The following is a 16,856-nucleotide window of genomic DNA, read 5'->3' on the forward strand; positions in this document are numbered from 1 at the left end:
GGTGCAGCCTCGATGCTGCAGGTGTCCAGCATACGTGCGCTCGGTGAACGTGACCTGTGCGGTGGCCATGAGCTCACGATGTGACCGCCATGTGGGATGCCGTGTCCGGATGCCGTCAGGCGCGCCGTCGTCGGGGGGTCCGGACGTGCCCGCTCAGCCGGCTTCGTCGTACGCGGCCAGAGCGGACTGGGCCTCCTCGGCCACCGCGTCCACGAGCTCGGGCGGCTCCACGACGCGCGCCTCTCCCCCGAGCCGGAGCACGAGCCGGCGCACGAGGGCAGGGTCGGCGACCTTGAGCGTGACCCGCAGCGAGCCGTCAGAACGCCGCTCGACGCCCTCGTTGGGGTAGTAGTCGGCGATCCACGCCGCCCACCTGCTCGCCTCGAGCACCACGGTGAGGTCGTTCTCGCCCGGCACGAAGACGTCATCGAGGTCGCGGGGACGAGCGCTCTCAGGAGGCGTGCCGTCCTCGTCGAGCACCGAGGCATCCTCGATGCGGTCGAGCCGGAACAGTCGCACGTCCTCGGCCCGGTGGCAGTAGCCCTCGACGTACCACTGGGAGTCGAGGTTGAGGATGCGCATGATGTCGACGTCGCGCTCGGTCGACTCGTCCCGCGTCGCGACGTAGTAGCGCAGATGCACTCGGCGACCGCGCGAGAAGGCGTCCTTGAGCGTGGCCATCGCCGCGTGCTGGCTGCCATCGTCGAGGTCGAGGTCGATGCGGCCCGTGGGGGTCCCGACCGAGGTGCCCGCCGCGTCGCGGATCTTGGCGAGCGTGCGCTCGGCCACGTCGGAGCCGACAAGTGTCGAGCCGAGGGCCTGCAACCCAGCCGTGAGGGTCACGGCCTCGTCCCTGCCAAGACGCATGGGCGCAGCGATGTCGTCGGCGTTGTCGAGGTAGATGTGCCCGCTGTCCCACTGGGCGTCGATGAGCTCGGCATGACCGTAGCCCGGCGTGCCGCACACGAAGAGCAGCTCGAGGTCCTCGACGATCTGGTCCTCGGACACCCCGAACTCGCGGGCGGCGTCGGCGATGGGGACGCCGCGGTGCTGCAGCAGCCACGGGACCATGTCGAGCAGGCGTCCCAGCCGCTGGGTCGCCGTCTCGGGCGGTCGCCGTGCTGCGGTTCGACGTGCGCCACTCATGAGCCCTCCCCCTTCGAGTCGCCGTCGTTCGGGACCGAGGCATGCTCGCCGAGCACCGCGAGCAGTGCCGAACGCACGCCCTCGACGAGCTCCGGTGGCGAGACGGCCACGGCGTGCGTGCCAAGAGCCGCGACGTCGCGCTCGGTCGTACCCCGGCGGTAGGGCAGCTCGACCTCGGCCCACCGTTCGTCGAGCTCGGTCGTGCGCTGGGCGTGGCGTCGCAGGGTGTGACCCCGTCCGTGACGCACCCGCACGACCGCCACCCCCTCCGGCTCGGCCGGCTGACCCTCGAGGGCCACCTCGGGCACGTGGTCGGCCGGGACGGCGTAGGTGCCGGCCCTGCCCTTCTTGCGGACCTGCCCCTCGAACCGGCTCAGGCGGAAGGCCCGCTCCTCGCCGCGGTCGACGTCGAAGCCGGTGAGGTACCAGCGGCCGTGCCAGTTCTTCAGGGCCCAGGGCTGCACGTGGCGGGTCGAGAGCTCGCCGTCGTTCCTGCGGTAGTCGAACGTGATCGGCTGCAGGGCCGACACGGCGGCGTGCACCGCCTCGAACGCGGGCTCCTTCGTGCGGATGCGCGGCTCTGCGCCGGCGGCCATCGACTCGTCGATCTCGACGCCCGACAGCCGCAGCTTGCGCAGGCCTGCGGACGCGGCCCCCGAGATCGACGCGGTCGACCAGGCGCGAGCCGCGAGCGCGAGGGCTGCGACCTCGTCCGGCTCGAACGAGATGGCCGGCAGCGTCGTCTCGCTCGAGTCGATGCGGTAGCCCACCTCGTCGTCGAAGAGGACGTCGATGACCGTCGTCGAGATCGGGATGCCCATCTCGCGCAGCTCGTCCTTGTCGCGCTCGAACATCCGGTCGAACGCCTCGTCGGAGCTCGCCTGGGCATAGGCCGGCAGGGACTCGCGGATCTTCTGCTTCGAGACGGGACGGCGGGCCGACTTCAGCGCGAGGATGAGGTTGAGCAGCCGTTCGGTCTTCTCGGAGGAGGCAGACGCAGGGCTCATCGAGACCTTCCTGTGGGCATGCGCGGCGGGCGCGGGCGGGCAGTCCGACGCTACCCGAACATGCGATCGATAGGGTCACGACATGATCCAGTGGCGCCGGGGTGTCGTCGTCGAGGCTCGCGCCCGCTGGGCGGGCGCCGTCGAGTACGCCGTCCGCGTCGACCCCCGCGACGGCGGCGGCGAGGGCCTTGTCGTCCGGGCCCTCGGCTACGTCGACGTCGTCGGCACCCTCGGCCCCGGCACCGACGTGCTGCTCAACACGACCGCCCTCGAGCGGGGGCTCGGCACGGGCGGGTTCGCCATCGTCGTCGCCGCACCCGACGCCCTGCCCGACCCCGTCGACGTCACCTCCGTCGCGGGCCACCTCGTCAAGGCGCGTTACACCCCGAGCCAGACCATGGTGCTCGGTGTCGACGAGCAGGACAGCGAGCACCACGGCCTGCTCGCTGACGCCGACGACCTCGACGAGATGCCCGTGGTCGTCGCCGACCTCCACTCAGCCCTCCCGGCGATCATCGCGGGGATCCGCGAGTCCGACCCCGAGCTCCGCGTCGCCTACGTGATGACCGACGGCGGCGCCCTCCCGATCGACTTCTCCCGCACCGTCGCCGGGCTGCGCGAGTCGGGCTGGCTCGCGGCGTCGGTCACGGTCGGCCAGTCGTTCGGCGGCGACCTCGAGGCGGTCAACGTGCACACCGGGCTGCTCGCCGCCCGGCACGTCGTCGGCGCCGACCTCGTCGTCGTCTCGCAGGGGCCGGGCAACCTCGGTACCGGCACCCGCTGGGGCTTCTCGGGAACTTCGGCGGGCGAGGCCGTCAACGCGGCCGGCACGCTCGGCGGCCGTCCCGTGTGCTCCCTCCGCATCTCGGAGGCCGACCCGCGCGAACGCCACCGCGGCGTCTCCCACCACAGCCACACGGCATACGGACGCGTGGCGCTCGTGCCGGCCGCCGTGGCGGTGCCGGTGCTCGACGGGGAGGTGGGCGAGCGCGTGCTGCACGAGGCACGCGAGCTGTGCGCCTCGACCGGCGGTCGACTCGCCTTGCACGAGGTGGCGTGTGACGGGCTCGACGCGGCGCTCCGTGCGGCGCCCGTGCCGCTGCGCACGATGGGGCGCGGATACGACGACGACCGCGCCGGGTTCCTCGGCGCGGCCGTCGCGGGGCGGTATGCCGCCCGGTTGCTGGTCGGTGGTGGCTGACCTCAGCGCACGTCGTCGAGGTCGACGACGAAGATGAGCGTCTCTCCCGGTGCGATGGCCGCACCCGCACCACGGTCGCCGTAGGCGAGATGGGCCGGGATGGTCAGCTTGCGACGGCCCCCGACCTTCATGCCCTCGATGCCCTTGTCCCAGCCGGGGATGACCATGCCGACGCCGAGACGGAAGTCGAGCGGGTTGCCGCGGTTCCACGACGAGTCGAACTCCTCCCCGGTGGAGTGGGCTACGCCGACGTAGTGGGCGCTGACCGTGTCGCCGGCCTTGGCCTCGCGGCCGTCGCCCTCGATGAGGTCCTCCACGACGAGGTCGGCGGGTGCGTCGCCCTCCGGGAAGTCGATCTCGGGCTTGGTGCGGTTCGGGTCGAGTGCCATGCTGCGTGCTCCGTTTCGTTGTGGCGGTCGGTCAGTACGCGTCGAGGATGTCGACGACGAAGACGAGGGTGTCGGTGCCGGAGATCTTGGGGGGCTGGCCCGCGGTGCCGTAGCCGTCCTTGGGCGGGATGACGAGCAGCACCCGGCTCCCCACCTTCTTGCCCACCAGGGTGTTGTCCCAACCGGGGATGACGCCACCGACACCGATGGGGAAGTCGGCCGCCGCCCCGCGCTGCCACGAGGAGTCGAAGACGCTGCCGTCCTTCCAGAGCACGCCGTGGTACTGGGCGCTGATGGTCTGGCCCTTCTGGACGGTCGCGCCGGTGCCCTGGACGAGCGTCGCCTGCTGCGTCGTCGCCGGAGCCGCCGACTTCGGGACGGTGACGGTGGGCGCCTTCGTCGGACCGTTCTTGAACTCGACGGCAGGCAGTCCCGCGGGAGCCGCGGTCTGGGTGCCGTCGACCTGCGTCAACGGCGTGTGCACGTCGGCGATGTCGGCCACCACGACGATGGTGTCGGTGCCCTTGACGCCGAGCTGGTCGTTGCCCGCCGCGCCGAAGCCCTTGTCCGGCGGGATGGTGAACGCGATGCGGCCGCCCTTCGTGGCCCCGACGAGGCCCTCGGTGAAGCCGGCGACGATGTCCGTGCGGCCGAGGCGGTAGGCCTCCTCCCCCCGACCCTTGGCGTAGCCGTCGTCGATCAGCTTGCCGCTGGTGCCGTTGTAGATCTGCGCGCGCAGCCGAACGGTGTCGGCCTTGGTCGCCGCCTTGCCCGTGCCCGCCGTGAGCACCTTGTGCTCGACGGCCTTGGAGCTGATCGGGGTCTTGCCCAGCGAGATCTTGGGGGCGGTCTTGAGATCGACGGCGCCGGTGGCGGTCACGCTCTTGAGTGCGACCGACGCGGGTGCGGTGGTGGTCGAGCCCGACGACCCGCTCGGGCTGCTGCCGCACGCGGCGACGGTCGTGAGCCCGAGGGCAGCGATCAGGGCGAGGGCCGTGCGAGCGGCCGGGCGGTTGGGGCGCACAGGGAATGACTTTCGGTCGGGGCGGGCGGGTGGTGGAGGTCCCGCAGGGCAAAGCCCAGCCACTGTAACGCCCTCCCATGTGGGGGACACACAGCGCACTGACAGGTTCCCGTGGTGGACGTCTCGGCCACCCGGGGGCACGCCCGCCGGGATCGCCAGTCTCGGGTCAGAGGGTCTCGGGTCAGAGGGGTCGCTGGATCGACGGCGAGCGGTCGATGGTCTCCATCAGACGCTCGACGCGCTCGTCGACCGCGCGGAACGGGTCCTTGCAGAGCACCGTCCTCTGCGCCTGGTCGTTGAGCTTGAGGTGCACCCAGTCGACCGTGAAGTCGCGGCCGTGGGCCTGCGCAGCGCGGATGAAGTCGCCGCGCAGCTTGGCCCGCGTCGACTGCGGCGGGCGTACCTTCGCCTCGAAGATCTCCACGTCGGAGGCGACTCGGGCCGTCCGGCCATGCCGTTGGAGCAGGTAGAAGAGGCCCCGTCTGCGGTTGATGTCGTGGTAGGCGAGGTCGAGCTGCTGGACGCGCGCCTCGGTCAGCGCCAGACCGTGGCGCTCGCGGTAGCGCTCGATGAGACGGTGCTTGATGACCCAGTCGATCTCGGTGTCGATCGCATCGAGGTCGCCCTTGCCGATGGCGTCGATAGCCCTCCCCCACAGGTCGATGACCTGCTTGGTGTCGGGGCTGTCCATGCCCTCGCGGTCGACGAACTCGATCGCCTTGTCGAGGTACTCGCGCTGCATGTCGAGGGCGGACAGCTCGCGCCCGTTGGCGAGGCGCACGGTCGCACGACCCGTCGGGTCGTGGCTCATGGTGCGGATGGCCCGGATGGGGTTCTCCATCGACAGGTCCCGCATCACGACCCCGGACTCGATCATCCGCAGCACGAGGTCGGCGCTGCCGACCTTGAGCAGGTTCGTCGTCTCCGACATGTTGGAGTCGCCGACGATGACGTGCAGGCGACGGTACTTCTCGGCATCGGCGTGCGGCTCGTCACGCGTGTTGATGATCGGCCGGCTGCGTGTCGTCGCCGACGACACGCCCTCCCAGATGTGGTCGGCGCGCTGGCTGACCGCGAAGCTCGCGCCGTGCGCGGTCGCGACGACCTTGCCGGCACCGCACGTGATCTGACGGCTGATCAGGAACGGGATGAACATGTCGGACACGCGCTGGAAGTCGCCCGTGCGGCCGTAGAGGTAGTTCTCGTGGCAGCCGTAGGAGTTGCCTGCCGAGTCGGTGTTGTTCTTGAAGACGAAGATCTCGCCCTCGACACCGTCGTCACGCAGACGCCCCTGGGCGTCCTCCACGAGGCCCTCGAGGATCCGCTCCCCCGCCTTGTCCTGGATGACGAGCTCACGCACGGAGTCGCACTCGGCCGTGGCGTACTCGGGATGCGAGCCGACGTCGAGGTAGAGGCGGGCGCCGTTGCCGAGGAAGACGTTGCTCGACCGACCCCACGCGACGACCCGGCGGAAGAGGTACCGGGCGACCTCGTCGGGAGTCAGACGGCGCTGGCCCTGCGTCGTGCAGGTGACGCCGTACTCGTTCTCGATCCCGAAGATCCGCCGCTCCATGAACCAACTCTAGGCGGCGCGAGGCCTGCACCGTCGGCGGCCGTTGTCACTCGGCGCGGCTCGGTGCTCACGGACGGGTCACGACCTCGTCCCGACGGGTAGTCCGACGTGCCGATCTCTGTGATAGTCAGTCACGTGCGGCTGTCACAATGACGGCTGTCCCCTCCGCCGTACCCCTCCACCTCCCTGCATTGGACGGAAATGATCGACAGACCACACTTCAAGTTCTCCCGACGCGGCTACGAGCCCGAAGAGGTTGACGCCTTCATCGAGTCGCAGAACCGCACCCTCCAGGCCGCCAAGAAGGACGCCGCCGAGCGCAGCGTCGAGCTGACCAAGCTCAACGCCGCCCTGACCGACCTGCGGGGACAGCTCGGTCAGCAATCGCGCGTGATGGCCGACCTCAAGAAGAACAGTGCACCGGCGCCCGCACAGACGTTCGCCGACCTCGGTGAGCGCATCGGGCAGATCCTGTCGCTCGCCGACCAGGAGGCCGGCGAGATGCGCACCCGCGCGGCCGCTGAGGCCGACGAGATCCGCGATCGCGCCCACCGTGCCGCCGCCGACCTCAAGGCGACGACCGGCGCGTACGCCGAGCAGGCCCGCGCCCGCGCCGACGAGGAGGCCGTGCGGATCATCGCGCAGGCCAACCGCGAGGCCCAGGCCGTCGTCGCCGAGGCACAGAGCGTCACCTCGGCGCAGCGCCAGGAGGCCGCGGCCGAGTACGAGGCCCACCGCCTCAGGGCATCGACCGCGTCCGCCGAGCTCGAGGTCAAGCTCGCCGCGCGCCGCGAGTCGGCCGACGCCGAGTTCGAGGCGCGCCGCCAGCAGCAGGAGGCCGCCCTCAACGAGAGCGAGTCGCGCCTGCGCCAGGTCACCGAGCGGGCCGAGCACGACGCGCACGAGATGCGCGCCAGGGCCGAGCGGCTGCTCGAGAACGCCCAGGCCCAGGCCGACCAGATCGTGTCCGAGGCGCGCGACCACGCGTCGCGCCTGCGGGAGGAGTCCGACCGCGAGCTCGCGGCTGCGACGGCCCAGCGCGACAGCATCACCGCCCAGCTCGGCAACGTCCGCCAGATGCTCGCCACTCTCGGCGGCGGCGCGCTCATGGACTCGCTGGGTGCGCCCGACAAGCCCGCGCAGCCGGCCCCGGTGGCCGAGGCGCAGCCCGCGACCGTCGAGCCCGCACAGGCCGAGCAGGCGGCCGACACCGCGCCGGAGGCCGCTGCCGCCGAGTCCGACGAGGACGCGACGTCAGAGGCAGACGAGCAGCCCGCGGACGAGAGCACCGAGCAGGGCGAGCAGTCGGACGCCGGTGACGGCGAGGGTTCGTCGTACGGCTCTGACGAGTCGTCGTACTACGAGGGCAGCGCGTCGGGACAGAAGGTCGGCTCCCAGCGACGCTGACCGTCCGCCAGGGGTTCCGCGCGCGACGGAGGCCGCCCACCCAACCGGGTGGGCGGCCTCCGTCGTGTCGTCTCACGGATGCCGCTGGCATCCATCCGCCGCATCCTCGCTCGCGGGAGCCCGGGCGCTGGGAGGAGTCGTCAGGAAGGCGGCCCGTCGGACCCCGCGCCCGGCAAGGCCTCGTCCGTCCCTGCATCGGCCTGTGACTCCGGCTCGGCTCCCAGGGCAGGGGCGGGAGCGTCGGTCACCTCCGCCCGGTCGCCGAGCAGCCTCGTCAGCAGCGGGCCGACCACGCGGCGGAACGACCGACGCGGCCGGTCCCGGTCGAGCACGGCCACCTCGAGCTGGCCGGCGTCGAGGGCGCGCCGCTCGCCGTTGTCGCCGGCATCGAGCACGTCGACGGCGAGGCGCAGGACCTCGCTCAGCGTCATGCCGGGGCGCCACGCTGTGCCGAGCCGTTCCTCTGCGGCGTCGCTCGCGCCGCCCATGGCGACGAAGCCCTGCTCGTCGGCGACCGATCCGTCGTAGGTGAGCCGGAAGATCTGGTCGGCGTCGCTGTCGGCGCCCACCTCCGCCACGACGATCTCGATCTCGAAGGGCTTGGACTCCTGGGTGAAGACGGCGCCCAGGGTCTGCGCGTACGTGTTGGCCAGGGCCCGCGCGGTGACGTCCGTGCGGTCGTAGGAGTAGCCCCGGAGGTCTGCGTAGCGGATGCCGGCGACGCGCAGGCTCTCGAACTCGTTGTAGCGGCCGACCGCAGCGAAGGCGATGCGGTCATAGATCTCGGAGACCTTGTGAAGGGCCCGGGAGGGGTTCTCGGCCACGAAGGCGATGCCGCGGTCGTAGCCGATGACGATGACCGACCGGCCACGGGCAATTCCCTTGCGCGCGAAGTCCGCCCGGTCCTTCATGACCTGCTCGGGCGGGACGTAGAACGGCATGGTCATCGGGCGCCTCCCGGGTTGTCACGACGTGCCGCCACGATGCGCTGGACGTGCTCCTCGAGGGCGTCCTGGCCCACGAACCTCGCGCCGGAGTGGTCGACGACGGCGACCGTCGGCCAGATCTGGCGGCCGAGGTCGGGCCCGCCGGTCGCGGAGTCGTCGTCGGCGGCGTCGTAGAGCGACTCCACGGCGATGGCCACGGCCTGCTGCTCGTCGAGCCCGGGGCGCCACAGCTTCTTGAGGGCCCCTCGCGCGAAGACCGAGCCCGACCCCGACGAGTGGTGGCCGTTCTCCTGGTAGCAGCCGCCCGTGACGTCGTAGGAGTAGATCCGACCCGTCGCGGACTCGAGGTCGAAGCCGGCATACGTCGGCACGACCGTCAGTCCCTGCATGGCGAGGGCGAGGTTGCTGCGGATCATCGAGGCCAGCCGGTTGGCCTTGCCCTCGAGCGACATGATCGCGCCCTCGATCTTCTCGTAGTGCTCGAGCTCGACCTGGTAGAGCCGGACGAGCTCGATGGCGATGCCTGCGGTGCCGGCTATCCCGACGACGCTGTAGTCGTCGGCCGCGAAGACCTTCTCCATGTCGCGGTTGGCGATGATGTTGCCCATCGTCGCGCGACGGTCACCGGCCATGACGACGCCGCCCTCGAAGAGGAGCGAGACGATCGTCGTGCCGTGCGGAGCCTCGATGCTCGCCCCCGAGGGCAGGCGCCGGCCTGCGGGGAGCAGCTCAGGACGGTAGGCAGACACGAAGTCGGTGAACGACGACGAGCCGGCCGTGAGGAAGGCGTCGTCGAGACGCCGAGGTCGCCCCGGGTCGGAGTGGGTCACTGGCCGCCCTTCTGGACGAAGCCGCGGACGAACTCCTCGGCGTTCGACTCGAGAACGCCGTCGATCTCGTCGAGGACGCTGTCGATGTCGTCGGACAGGCCCTCCTTGACGGCCGCCCCGGCCGGTGCGGCGGGAGGGGCTTCCGGAGTCTCCGGCGGCTCCTCGTCACGACGCTGCGGCTTGGCGTGCTCCTGACCCGGCATGGCTACCTCCCAGACGTGTAAGACCTCTTGCCCTGACCCTAACGCGTGCCCACCTCGCACTCCGAGCACCCACGGCCCACGGTGGACACGCGTACGCCGACGGCCGCCTCCGCCCCGGCAGGACTCGCTTCCTCACGGCCCTGGCGCGGTCAGGCAGTCGGACCGACTACTCGGGCGTGGCGAGGCCGCGAAGCAGCTCCACGACGTCGGCGCTCTGTTCGAGGAGGGCGCCGACCTGCGCCCGCGTGCCACGCTCCGGCTCGAGGATCGGCACTCGTTGCAGGCTCGCGCGTCCGGGCACGTCGAACACGACGGAGTCCCAGCTCGCGGAGAAGACCTGCTGGGTGAAGCGCCGGACGCACTCTCCCCGGAACCACGCCCGGGTGTCCTCCGGCGGCGTCGTCTGGGCGGCCTTGATCTCCTCGGGTGTCACAAGGTCGTGCAGCATGCCGCGGTCGCGGAGGCGGTGCACGAGACCCTTCTCCGGGCGCACGTCGGCCCACTGGATGTCGATCGCGGAGAGACGGTGGTCGTCCCACGCGAGTCCGTCGCGTGCGCGGTAGCCCTCGAGGAGCTTCAGCTTGGCCACCCAGTCGAGCATGGGCGCGCACGACATGACGTCACTGCCGAGGCGGGTCAGGACCTCCTCCCACAGCGTCATCACCTCCGCTGTGGCCTCGGGCTCGGGGTCCGAGCCGCGTCGGTCGAGCCAGGCTCGGGCCGCCTCGAGATACATCCACTGGACCTCGACGGCGGTCATCGTGCGGCCGTCGACGAGCTCGACCGTCGCAGTCAGACCGGGGTCGTGGGAGATCGCCTGGAGGGCGGCGACGGGGCGGCGGATCGACCAGTCCTCGGTGAGGTGACCGTCCTCGATCATGCCGAGCACGAGCGAGGTCGTCCCGGTCTTGAGCAGGGACGCGACGTCGAGGTGGTTGGCGTCCCCGATGATGACGTGGAGGCGGCGGTAGCGGTCGGCGACGGCGTGTGGCTCGTCGCGCGTGTTGATGATCGGCCGCTTGAGCGTCGTCTCGAGCCCGACCTCGGTCTCGAAGAAGTCGGCGCGCTGGGAGATCTGGTAGCCCACTCCCCTGCTGTCGACCCCGAGCCCGACACGGCCCGCGCCGCAGACGACCTGACGCGTCACGAAAAAGGGGATGAGGTGGCGCACGATGTCGGGGAAGGCGGTGCGGCGCGGCATGAGGTAGTTCTCGTGCGTGCCGTAGGACTGGCCCTTGCCGTCGGCGTTGTTCTTGTAGAGGTTGACCGGCGCCTGCCCGGGGCGTGCCGCGAGCAGGCGCACGGACTCGAGGGCGATCGCGTCGCCGGCGCGGTCCCAGACGACCGCGTCTCGCGGCAGCGTGACCTCGGGCGAGCTGTACTCGGGGTGCGCGTGGTCGACGTAGTAGCGGGCTCCGTTGGTCAGCACGACGTTGGCGAGGGTCGGGTCCTCGATGTCGGTCAGCTGGCTCGGGTCGGCGGTCTGCCGGTCGAGCTGCCAGCCGCGCGCGTCGCGCAGCGGGTCCTCGAACGCGTAGTCCCAGCTCGACTGGTTGGAGCGGATCCCTTGGGCGGCTGCGTACACGCTGACGACCTGCCCGGAGAGGAACATCGGGTTGGCCATCGGGTCGCCGGGCACCGAGATGCCGTACTCGGTCTCGAGCCCCATGATCCGCCGCACCGTCATGGCCCGACGATAACCGCCCGCTTCCCGGTCATCGTCGCCGGTCCGTCGCCCTGTGCCGTGGACAGCGGGCCCGGCTAGATGGCCCCCACCTTCTGGAGGCGGTTGAGCGAGAACCAGCCGAACGGGATCGGCAGCCAGTACGTCGCGAGCCGGTAGAGCAGCACGGACGAGACCGCGGTGCCGCTGTCGACGCCGATCGAGATGAGACCGAACGACATGGCCGCCTCGATGCCGCCGAGGCCACCGGGGGTCGGAACCGCCGAGCCGACGATGGCGCCCGCGAAGTACACGACGGCGATCGCCGCGATCGACGCGTCTGCGCCGAAGGCCTTCGTCGCGCAGACGAGCGCGGCGACGAACGACACGTCGAGCAGCAGCGCGCCCCCGAGGAGCTGGGTCAGCTTCTTCGGGTGCTGAAGCACGGCGAGCACCTGCGGCACGGCCGACCTCACCTGCGGCAGCACGCGGTCGAACAGCAGCCCCCGGATCCTGGGCACGGCGAGCAGGCCGAGCGCGAGGATGACGACGACCAGGATGCCCGCGACGAGGACGGGCGAGGGGCTGAACGACACGGCAGGCCCGGTGCCGGCCACCACGCCCGAGATGACGAGCAGCACGAAGTACGAGCAGAACTGGGCCACCTGGGCGACGCCGACGCTCGCGCCGGCGACCGTCGGCGGAAGGCCGGACGTCTGCAGGTAGCGGGTGTTGAGCGCGATGTTGCCGACGGCCGCAGGCGCGACGAGACCACTGAAGGCGACCGCGAGCTGGGTCATGTAGGTGCGGATGAACTTCAGGCTGATCTGCACGGCGCCGGCAAGGGCGAGCGAGGCTCCGGCGAAGGTCGCAGCCGCGAAGGCGACGAGCAGCGCGGCCCACCGCCAGTCCGCGGTGCTGACGACCTGGCCGATGTCGACCTGGGCGAGCTGGGTCAGCAGCAGGTACCCGGCGATGCCGCCACCGATGATCGTGACGACGCCGCGCGCCGAGATGCGTCGCAGCTGGACGGGTTCGACGGCCTCTGTCCGGGGGCGTAGCGCCACGAGCAGCTCGCGCAGCTCCCCCATGACGGACTTCGAGAGCCTGAGCGCCTCACGCGTGTCGGGGCTGAGCGCGACGGGTTGGAGCACGGGGACGGCGCGCAGGACCGCGTCCTCGCCGAGTGCCGCGACGGCCGAGTCCACGGTCCGCTCGGGGCCGACCGCGAGGGCCACCGTCGTCAGCAGCTGCGCGAGGTCGATGCGCAGGCTGATGTCGTCGGCGGCGACGTCGCCGCTGCCGAGGCTGGCGAGGGACACCCGGCCCTGGTCGTCGACGAGCACCGTCGACGGGCTGAGATGGCGGTGCACGATGCGCCGCTGGTGCAAGGTGGCGGCCAGTCGCCACATGCCCGCGAGCTGGGCGTCGTCGATCCGGTCGCCGAGGTCGGCGACGGGTGTCCCCACCGGCTCGACGTAGGCGATGACGGCCGAGAACGGGCCGACCTCGGAGACGGCGACGGGGCGTGGTGCTCCGATGCCGGCATCGTGCAGCGCGAGCCCCATGAGCGTGCGGTGCTCGATCTCGGAGCGCAGCGTCAGCGCCGGCGGGCGGGTGAAGCCGCTGCGCAGCCGCAGGACGCGCAGCAGGCGTCGACCGGACGCGAGACCGAACGTGTCACGGTCGATCACGTGGACGTCGAGGGGGCCCTCGGGGGTCGTGCCGGCATACCTCCGGTCGCCCGCGTCGTTGGCGTCGACGAGCTCGAGCCGCGTCAGGGGTATGCCGCCCGCGACGAGCACCGCTGCCACCTCCGTCGCGGGTGGGCGGGTCGAGGTGACTCCGAAACCGAGGCGGAACGCGAGGCCGACGATCCAGCCGACGAGCAGGGAGCAGGCGAGCGCGGCCAACGTCATGGCGCCCGAGAGGAGCGTCGTGACGAGGGTGGCGATGACGACCCCGGTGGCGATGGGCGAGATCCACTTGCGTCCGGAGATGTCGGCCACGGTGAGCAGCGCCACCATCGAGACGATGACGATGTCGAGGGGCCCGGTGTGGCCGGTCGCCGTCGGGCGGGTCAGGACGTCCGTGACGAACCCGCCGTTGCCCGACTGCACCAGGACGGCGAGGACGATGACGAGGATGCCGGCTACGACCGCGGCACCGAGGGCCTGGATCAGCTGCATCGGACGACGACGCGCGAGCAGGTCGGCCCCGACGCCGATCGGCAGCAGCAGCACGCCGATGCCGCTCATCCAGCCGAGCAGGGTCAGCACGAGGCGCGGCAGGCCGCTCGTGACCTCGGTGAGGTCCTGCTCGACGGCGCCGCGCGTGTCCGCGGCGAGGTCGGCGACGACGAGACCGACGACCAGGAGCACGACCGCCGCGGCAAGGCGTACGCCGTCGATCGGGCGCCGCACACGCTCGGGGATCGGCGGCTCCACGACCTCGACGCCGGGCGCCTCGGCTTCGCGTGAGGCGGGCGCGCCGGCCGACCCCTCGGTCGTGTCCGCCGTCCTTGTCCTGTCCGCGCTCTCCGTCGTGTCCGCCGTCTCCGTCGCCTCGTTGACTTCCGGTGTCCCGGCCAAGGGCTCCGCGAGGTCGTGGACCTCGCGCTCCTCGCTCTCGTGCACGTCCTCCGCCATTCGGCGCATGGTCTCCCCCGTGGTGTCGTCAGGCTGCGCGGCGTGGGGGGTCGGGGGCCCTTCCGTGGGGCTCCGCGTCCGCTCCGAGTTGCCGGGCATGGGCCAATCCTGCCTGAGCCCACCGCGGAATGGCTGCAGCGGCACCGTATGCACAGCCGTGGCACACCAAGGCAGTCAGGTGCCCCGAGTGCCAGACTGGCGCCCGTGACGACCACCGACTCGTGGGACATGCCTCTGCGGACCAAGCTGCTCGTCCGCGCGCTGAGTCGGTCGCGCGGGGCCGAGCGTATGCAGTCGGCCGACGAGATCGCCCGCAGCAGAGCATGGTTCGCCCCCGCGAGGGTGCCGTTCACCTGGGTCACGGGCCCGGTGCCGACCGGCGTCGAGATCTCCGGCACGAGCTTCGAAGCGCGCGACGGCCACGAGGTCGACGTGCGCACCTACCGCCCACGACACACCGATGACGAGATCCTGCCCGCGATGCTGTGGTTCCACGGTGGCGGATGGGTGCTCGGCAACACGCGGGGGTACGACCCCATCTGTGCCTGGGTGGCGCACCGCGCCCGGGTCGCCGTGCTCAACGTCGACTACCGCCTCGCCCCGGAGCACCGGGCCCCGCAGGCCGCACACGACTGCGTCGACGCCGCCCGCTGGGCGGCCTCCGACGCGTCCGGAGCCGGCATCCGGCACTCGGGTCTCGGCCTCGCGGGCGACTCCGCCGGCGGCAACCTCGCGGCCGTCGTCGCCCAGGTGCTCCGCGGCGAGGGTGGCGTCGACGTCGCCTACGAGGCGCTCGTCTACCCCGCCCTCGACGCGACGATGAGCTCGCCGTCGGTGGCCCAGCACGCGCAGGCCCCGATCCTCACGCGGGCCGACATGGACGCGTTCCTGGCCCACTACCTCGGCGACGCCGACGACGCCCTCCACGTGCGCGACCCCCTCGTCTCACCTCTGCACGCTCGCGACCTCAGCGGTCTGCCACCCACACTCATCCAGACCGCCGACCTCGACCCGCTCCGCGACGAGGGGGCCCAGTACGCCCTGGCCCTGCACGACGCGGGGGTCACGGTGCACCACACGAACTACCCGCGTGTGCCGCACGGCTTCCTGAGCTTCCCCGGAGCCACCCTGTCCGGCGCCGCCGCCCGCACCGAGCTGGTCGACTGGGTCACCCGGCACGCACGGCCCGGCCAGGTCGGATAGTCTGCGAACGCACGCGGGTCTCGAGAGGGATGGTCTCGAAGTGAACGATGTCGTCGTGTTCAGCGGCTCGGCGCACCCGGCGCTCGCCGACCGCATCTGCGGCCACCTCGGGGTGACCCGCTCCCCCGTCGACATCAAGAGGTTCAGCAACGACTGCCTCCAGGCGCAGCTTCTCGCGAACTGCCGCCAGCGCGACGTCTACATCGTCCAGCCGCTCGTCCCGCCGACGCAGGAGCACCTCATGGAGCTGCTCCTGATGATCGATGCGGCCCGCGGCGCCTCTGCGGCCCAGATCACGGCCGTCATGCCCCACTACGCCTACGCCCGCTCCGACAAGAAGGACGCGTCGCGCATCTCACTCGGCGGCCGCCTGGTCGCCGACATGATCTCCACCGCCGGGTGCCACCGCGTCCTGACCATGGCGCTGCACGCACCGCAGGTGCACGGCTTCTTCTCCACCCCCGTCGACCACCTCACGGCCATCGGCGTGCTCGCCGACCACTTCCGCGACAGCGACCTCACCAACTCGATCGTGGTCAGCCCCGACCTCGGCAACGCGAAGGTCGCCACCCAGTTCGCCCGGCTGCTCGGCCTGCCGGTCGCGGCGGGCTCGAAGCAGCGGGTGTCCGACGACCGCGTCGTCATCGACTCGATCGTCGGCGACGTGGCGGGTCGGCGCGCGATCATCCTCGACGACGAGATCGCGACCGGCGGTTCGATGCTCGAGCTCATGGACCGCCTCAAGGACGCCGGATCCACCGAGGCAGCGATCGTGTGCACCCATGGCCTGTTCGCCGGCAAGGCCGTCGAGCGGCTGCGCGACCACCCGTTCGTCACCGAGGTCGTCACGACCGACACGGTGCCCGCGCCCCAGGGATGGCCCGAGCTGAAGGTCCGTTCGGTGTCGGCGCTGTTCGCCGAGGCGATCAGCCGCATCCACCACGGCCGTTCGGTCAGCTCACTCTTCGAGGGCGTCGACCCGACACACGCACCTCCGCAGGCGAAGCTCCCGTTCGACGCGCCCGCATGATCGCCATCCCGTGGTGGCGCAGCCCGGTGCTCGCGTTCGCGACGGACGTGCTGCTCGTCGTCGTCTTCGCCGTGGCGGGTCGTGCGAACCACGGCGAGTCGAACGCTCTGGTCGGTGTCCTTTCGACAGTCCTGCCGTTTCTCGCCGGCACCGTGACCGGCTGGCTCGTCGTGCGCGTCATGCGGCGCACCTGGCCGATCGGCGTGGCCCCTGGCGTGACGGTGTGGTTCGCGACGCTGGTCGTCGGCATGGTCCTGCGCCATACGGTCGGCGCGGGCACCGCCGCCAGCTTCGTCGTCGTGGCGTCACTCGTGCTCGCGGCGTTCCTGCTCGGGTGGCGGGCCCTCGGGGCGTATGCCGTCCGCCGCTTCGGCGCCCGCACCTGACCTCGCACGCCAGGGCGGTGCAAAGTGCCCACTCGACCTCCGCAGTCGAGTGGGCACTTTGCACCGGCCACCCGCACGCAGTCGAGTGGGCACTTTGCACCGAAAGACCCCGAGCAGTCGAGTGGGCACTTCGCACCGAAAGACCCCGAGCAGTCGAGTGGGCACTTCGCACCCGCCACCCGCGCGCAGTCGAGTGGGC

The 16,856-nt window shown here is 71.4% G+C and carries 15 protein-coding genes; 5 read left to right on the top strand and 10 right to left on the bottom strand.

The window, feature by feature from the left end:
- Positions 1-153: 153 nt before the first annotated feature.
- Both ACFQU3_RS00720 and ACFQU3_RS00725 read right to left on the bottom strand, forming a co-directional pair.
- Positions 154-1,146: a helix-turn-helix transcriptional regulator gene (locus ACFQU3_RS00720; RefSeq protein WP_385904992.1), complete on the bottom strand. Its 993-nt coding sequence runs from the start codon at positions 1,144-1,146 to the stop codon at positions 154-156.
- Positions 1,143-2,153, bottom strand: a complete 1,011-nt coding sequence (locus ACFQU3_RS00725; RefSeq protein ID WP_385904995.1) for a helix-turn-helix transcriptional regulator — start codon at positions 2,151-2,153, stop codon at positions 1,143-1,145. Before ACFQU3_RS00725 ends, ACFQU3_RS00720 begins: the two co-directional genes overlap by 4 nt.
- Before the next feature lie 82 nt (positions 2,154-2,235).
- Here ACFQU3_RS00725 and ACFQU3_RS00730 point away from each other — a divergent pair, with 82 nt between their 5' ends.
- Entirely contained in the window at positions 2,236-3,354 is a 1,119-nt protein-coding gene (locus ACFQU3_RS00730; RefSeq protein ID WP_385904998.1) for a DUF3866 family protein, read from the top strand.
- Between the two features lie 2 nt (positions 3,355-3,356).
- On the opposite strand, the gene ACFQU3_RS00735 is transcribed toward ACFQU3_RS00730, so the two are convergent.
- The 3 genes from ACFQU3_RS00735 to pafA form a co-directional block, all read right to left on the bottom strand.
- Positions 3,357-3,743, bottom strand: a complete 387-nt coding sequence (locus ACFQU3_RS00735) for an FKBP-type peptidyl-prolyl cis-trans isomerase (RefSeq protein ID WP_385905001.1) — start codon at positions 3,741-3,743, stop codon at positions 3,357-3,359.
- 31 nt (positions 3,744-3,774) lie between these two features.
- On the bottom strand, positions 3,775-4,767 hold the full coding sequence (locus ACFQU3_RS00740; protein ID WP_385905003.1) for an FKBP-type peptidyl-prolyl cis-trans isomerase: 993 nt from the start codon (positions 4,765-4,767) through the stop codon (positions 3,775-3,777).
- Between the two features lie 181 nt (positions 4,768-4,948).
- On the bottom strand, positions 4,949-6,340 hold the full coding sequence (pafA, locus tag ACFQU3_RS00745) for a Pup--protein ligase (RefSeq protein WP_385905006.1): 1,392 nt from the start codon (positions 6,338-6,340) through the stop codon (positions 4,949-4,951).
- A 201-nt stretch (positions 6,341-6,541) separates the two neighbouring features.
- Here pafA and ACFQU3_RS00750 point away from each other — a divergent pair, with 201 nt between their 5' ends.
- The gene (locus ACFQU3_RS00750; protein ID WP_385905008.1) at positions 6,542-7,747 is read left to right on the top strand and encodes a hypothetical protein; all 1,206 of its coding nucleotides are present in this window, start codon (positions 6,542-6,544) and stop codon (positions 7,745-7,747) included.
- A 140-nt stretch (positions 7,748-7,887) separates the two neighbouring features.
- Here ACFQU3_RS00750 and prcA read toward each other — a convergent pair whose 3' ends face one another.
- From prcA to ACFQU3_RS00775, 5 genes are all read right to left on the bottom strand, one after another.
- On the bottom strand, positions 7,888-8,694 hold the full coding sequence (prcA, locus tag ACFQU3_RS00755; RefSeq protein ID WP_385905011.1) for a proteasome subunit alpha: 807 nt from the start codon (positions 8,692-8,694) through the stop codon (positions 7,888-7,890).
- Positions 8,691-9,524: a proteasome subunit beta gene (gene prcB / locus ACFQU3_RS00760; RefSeq protein WP_385905013.1), complete on the bottom strand. Its 834-nt coding sequence runs from the start codon at positions 9,522-9,524 to the stop codon at positions 8,691-8,693. Before prcB ends, prcA begins: the two co-directional genes overlap by 4 nt.
- Positions 9,521-9,727, bottom strand: coding sequence for a ubiquitin-like protein Pup (locus tag ACFQU3_RS00765; RefSeq protein WP_385905016.1), 207 nt, complete (start codon positions 9,725-9,727; stop codon positions 9,521-9,523). The genes prcB and ACFQU3_RS00765 overlap by 4 nt, the downstream gene beginning before the upstream one ends.
- A gap of 166 nt (positions 9,728-9,893) precedes the next feature.
- Positions 9,894-11,414: a depupylase/deamidase Dop gene (gene dop / locus ACFQU3_RS00770; RefSeq protein WP_385905019.1), complete on the bottom strand. Its 1,521-nt coding sequence runs from the start codon at positions 11,412-11,414 to the stop codon at positions 9,894-9,896.
- 74 nt (positions 11,415-11,488) lie between these two features.
- The gene (locus tag ACFQU3_RS00775) at positions 11,489-14,047 is read right to left on the bottom strand and encodes a lysylphosphatidylglycerol synthase domain-containing protein (RefSeq protein ID WP_385905022.1); all 2,559 of its coding nucleotides are present in this window, start codon (positions 14,045-14,047) and stop codon (positions 11,489-11,491) included.
- Positions 14,048-14,242: 195 nt separating this feature from the next.
- On the opposite strand from ACFQU3_RS00775, the gene ACFQU3_RS00780 reads away from it, so the two are divergent.
- Genes ACFQU3_RS00780 through ACFQU3_RS00790 form a run of 3 tightly spaced genes read left to right on the top strand, consistent with a single transcriptional unit; the run spans position 14,243 to position 16,657 of the window.
- A complete protein-coding gene (locus ACFQU3_RS00780; RefSeq protein WP_385905025.1) occupies positions 14,243-15,241 on the top strand; it encodes an alpha/beta hydrolase in 999 nt (332 codons plus the stop codon).
- Positions 15,242-15,281: 40 nt separating this feature from the next.
- On the top strand, positions 15,282-16,271 hold the full coding sequence (locus ACFQU3_RS00785; protein WP_385905028.1) for a ribose-phosphate diphosphokinase: 990 nt from the start codon (positions 15,282-15,284) through the stop codon (positions 16,269-16,271).
- Entirely contained in the window at positions 16,268-16,657 is a 390-nt protein-coding gene (locus ACFQU3_RS00790) for a DUF3054 domain-containing protein (protein ID WP_385905031.1), read from the top strand. Before ACFQU3_RS00785 ends, ACFQU3_RS00790 begins: the two co-directional genes overlap by 4 nt.
- The last annotated feature ends 199 nt before the right edge of the window (positions 16,658-16,856 follow it).

It is taken from the genome of Terrabacter sp. GCM10028922 (genome assembly GCF_042666095.1).
Taxonomy (GTDB): Bacteria; Actinomycetota; Actinomycetes; order Actinomycetales; family Dermatophilaceae; genus Terrabacter.

What these genes read in the sequence shown, in the direction of transcription:
- prcA (WP_385905011.1), bottom strand. Translation starts at nt 8,694, where the DNA reads ATGACCATGCCGTTCTACGTCCCGCCCGAGCAGGTCATGAAGGACCGG.
- ACFQU3_RS00765 (WP_385905016.1), bottom strand. Translation starts at nt 9,727, where the DNA reads ATGCCGGGTCAGGAGCACGCCAAGCCGCAGCGTCGTGACGAGGAGCCG.
- ACFQU3_RS00750 (WP_385905008.1), top strand. Translation starts at nt 6,542, where the DNA reads ATGATCGACAGACCACACTTCAAGTTCTCCCGACGCGGCTACGAGCCC.
- ACFQU3_RS00790 (WP_385905031.1), top strand. Translation starts at nt 16,268, where the DNA reads ATGATCGCCATCCCGTGGTGGCGCAGCCCGGTGCTCGCGTTCGCGACG.
- ACFQU3_RS00735 (WP_385905001.1), bottom strand. Translation starts at nt 3,743, where the DNA reads ATGGCACTCGACCCGAACCGCACCAAGCCCGAGATCGACTTCCCGGAG.
- pafA (WP_385905006.1), bottom strand. Translation starts at nt 6,340, where the DNA reads ATGGAGCGGCGGATCTTCGGGATCGAGAACGAGTACGGCGTCACCTGC.
- ACFQU3_RS00725 (WP_385904995.1), bottom strand. Translation starts at nt 2,153, where the DNA reads ATGAGCCCTGCGTCTGCCTCCTCCGAGAAGACCGAACGGCTGCTCAAC.
- ACFQU3_RS00720 (WP_385904992.1), bottom strand. Translation starts at nt 1,146, where the DNA reads ATGAGTGGCGCACGTCGAACCGCAGCACGGCGACCGCCCGAGACGGCG.
- ACFQU3_RS00775 (WP_385905022.1), bottom strand. Translation starts at nt 14,047, where the DNA reads ATGCGCCGAATGGCGGAGGACGTGCACGAGAGCGAGGAGCGCGAGGTC.
- ACFQU3_RS00730 (WP_385904998.1), top strand. Translation starts at nt 2,236, where the DNA reads ATGATCCAGTGGCGCCGGGGTGTCGTCGTCGAGGCTCGCGCCCGCTGG.
- dop (WP_385905019.1), bottom strand. Translation starts at nt 11,414, where the DNA reads ATGACGGTGCGGCGGATCATGGGGCTCGAGACCGAGTACGGCATCTCG.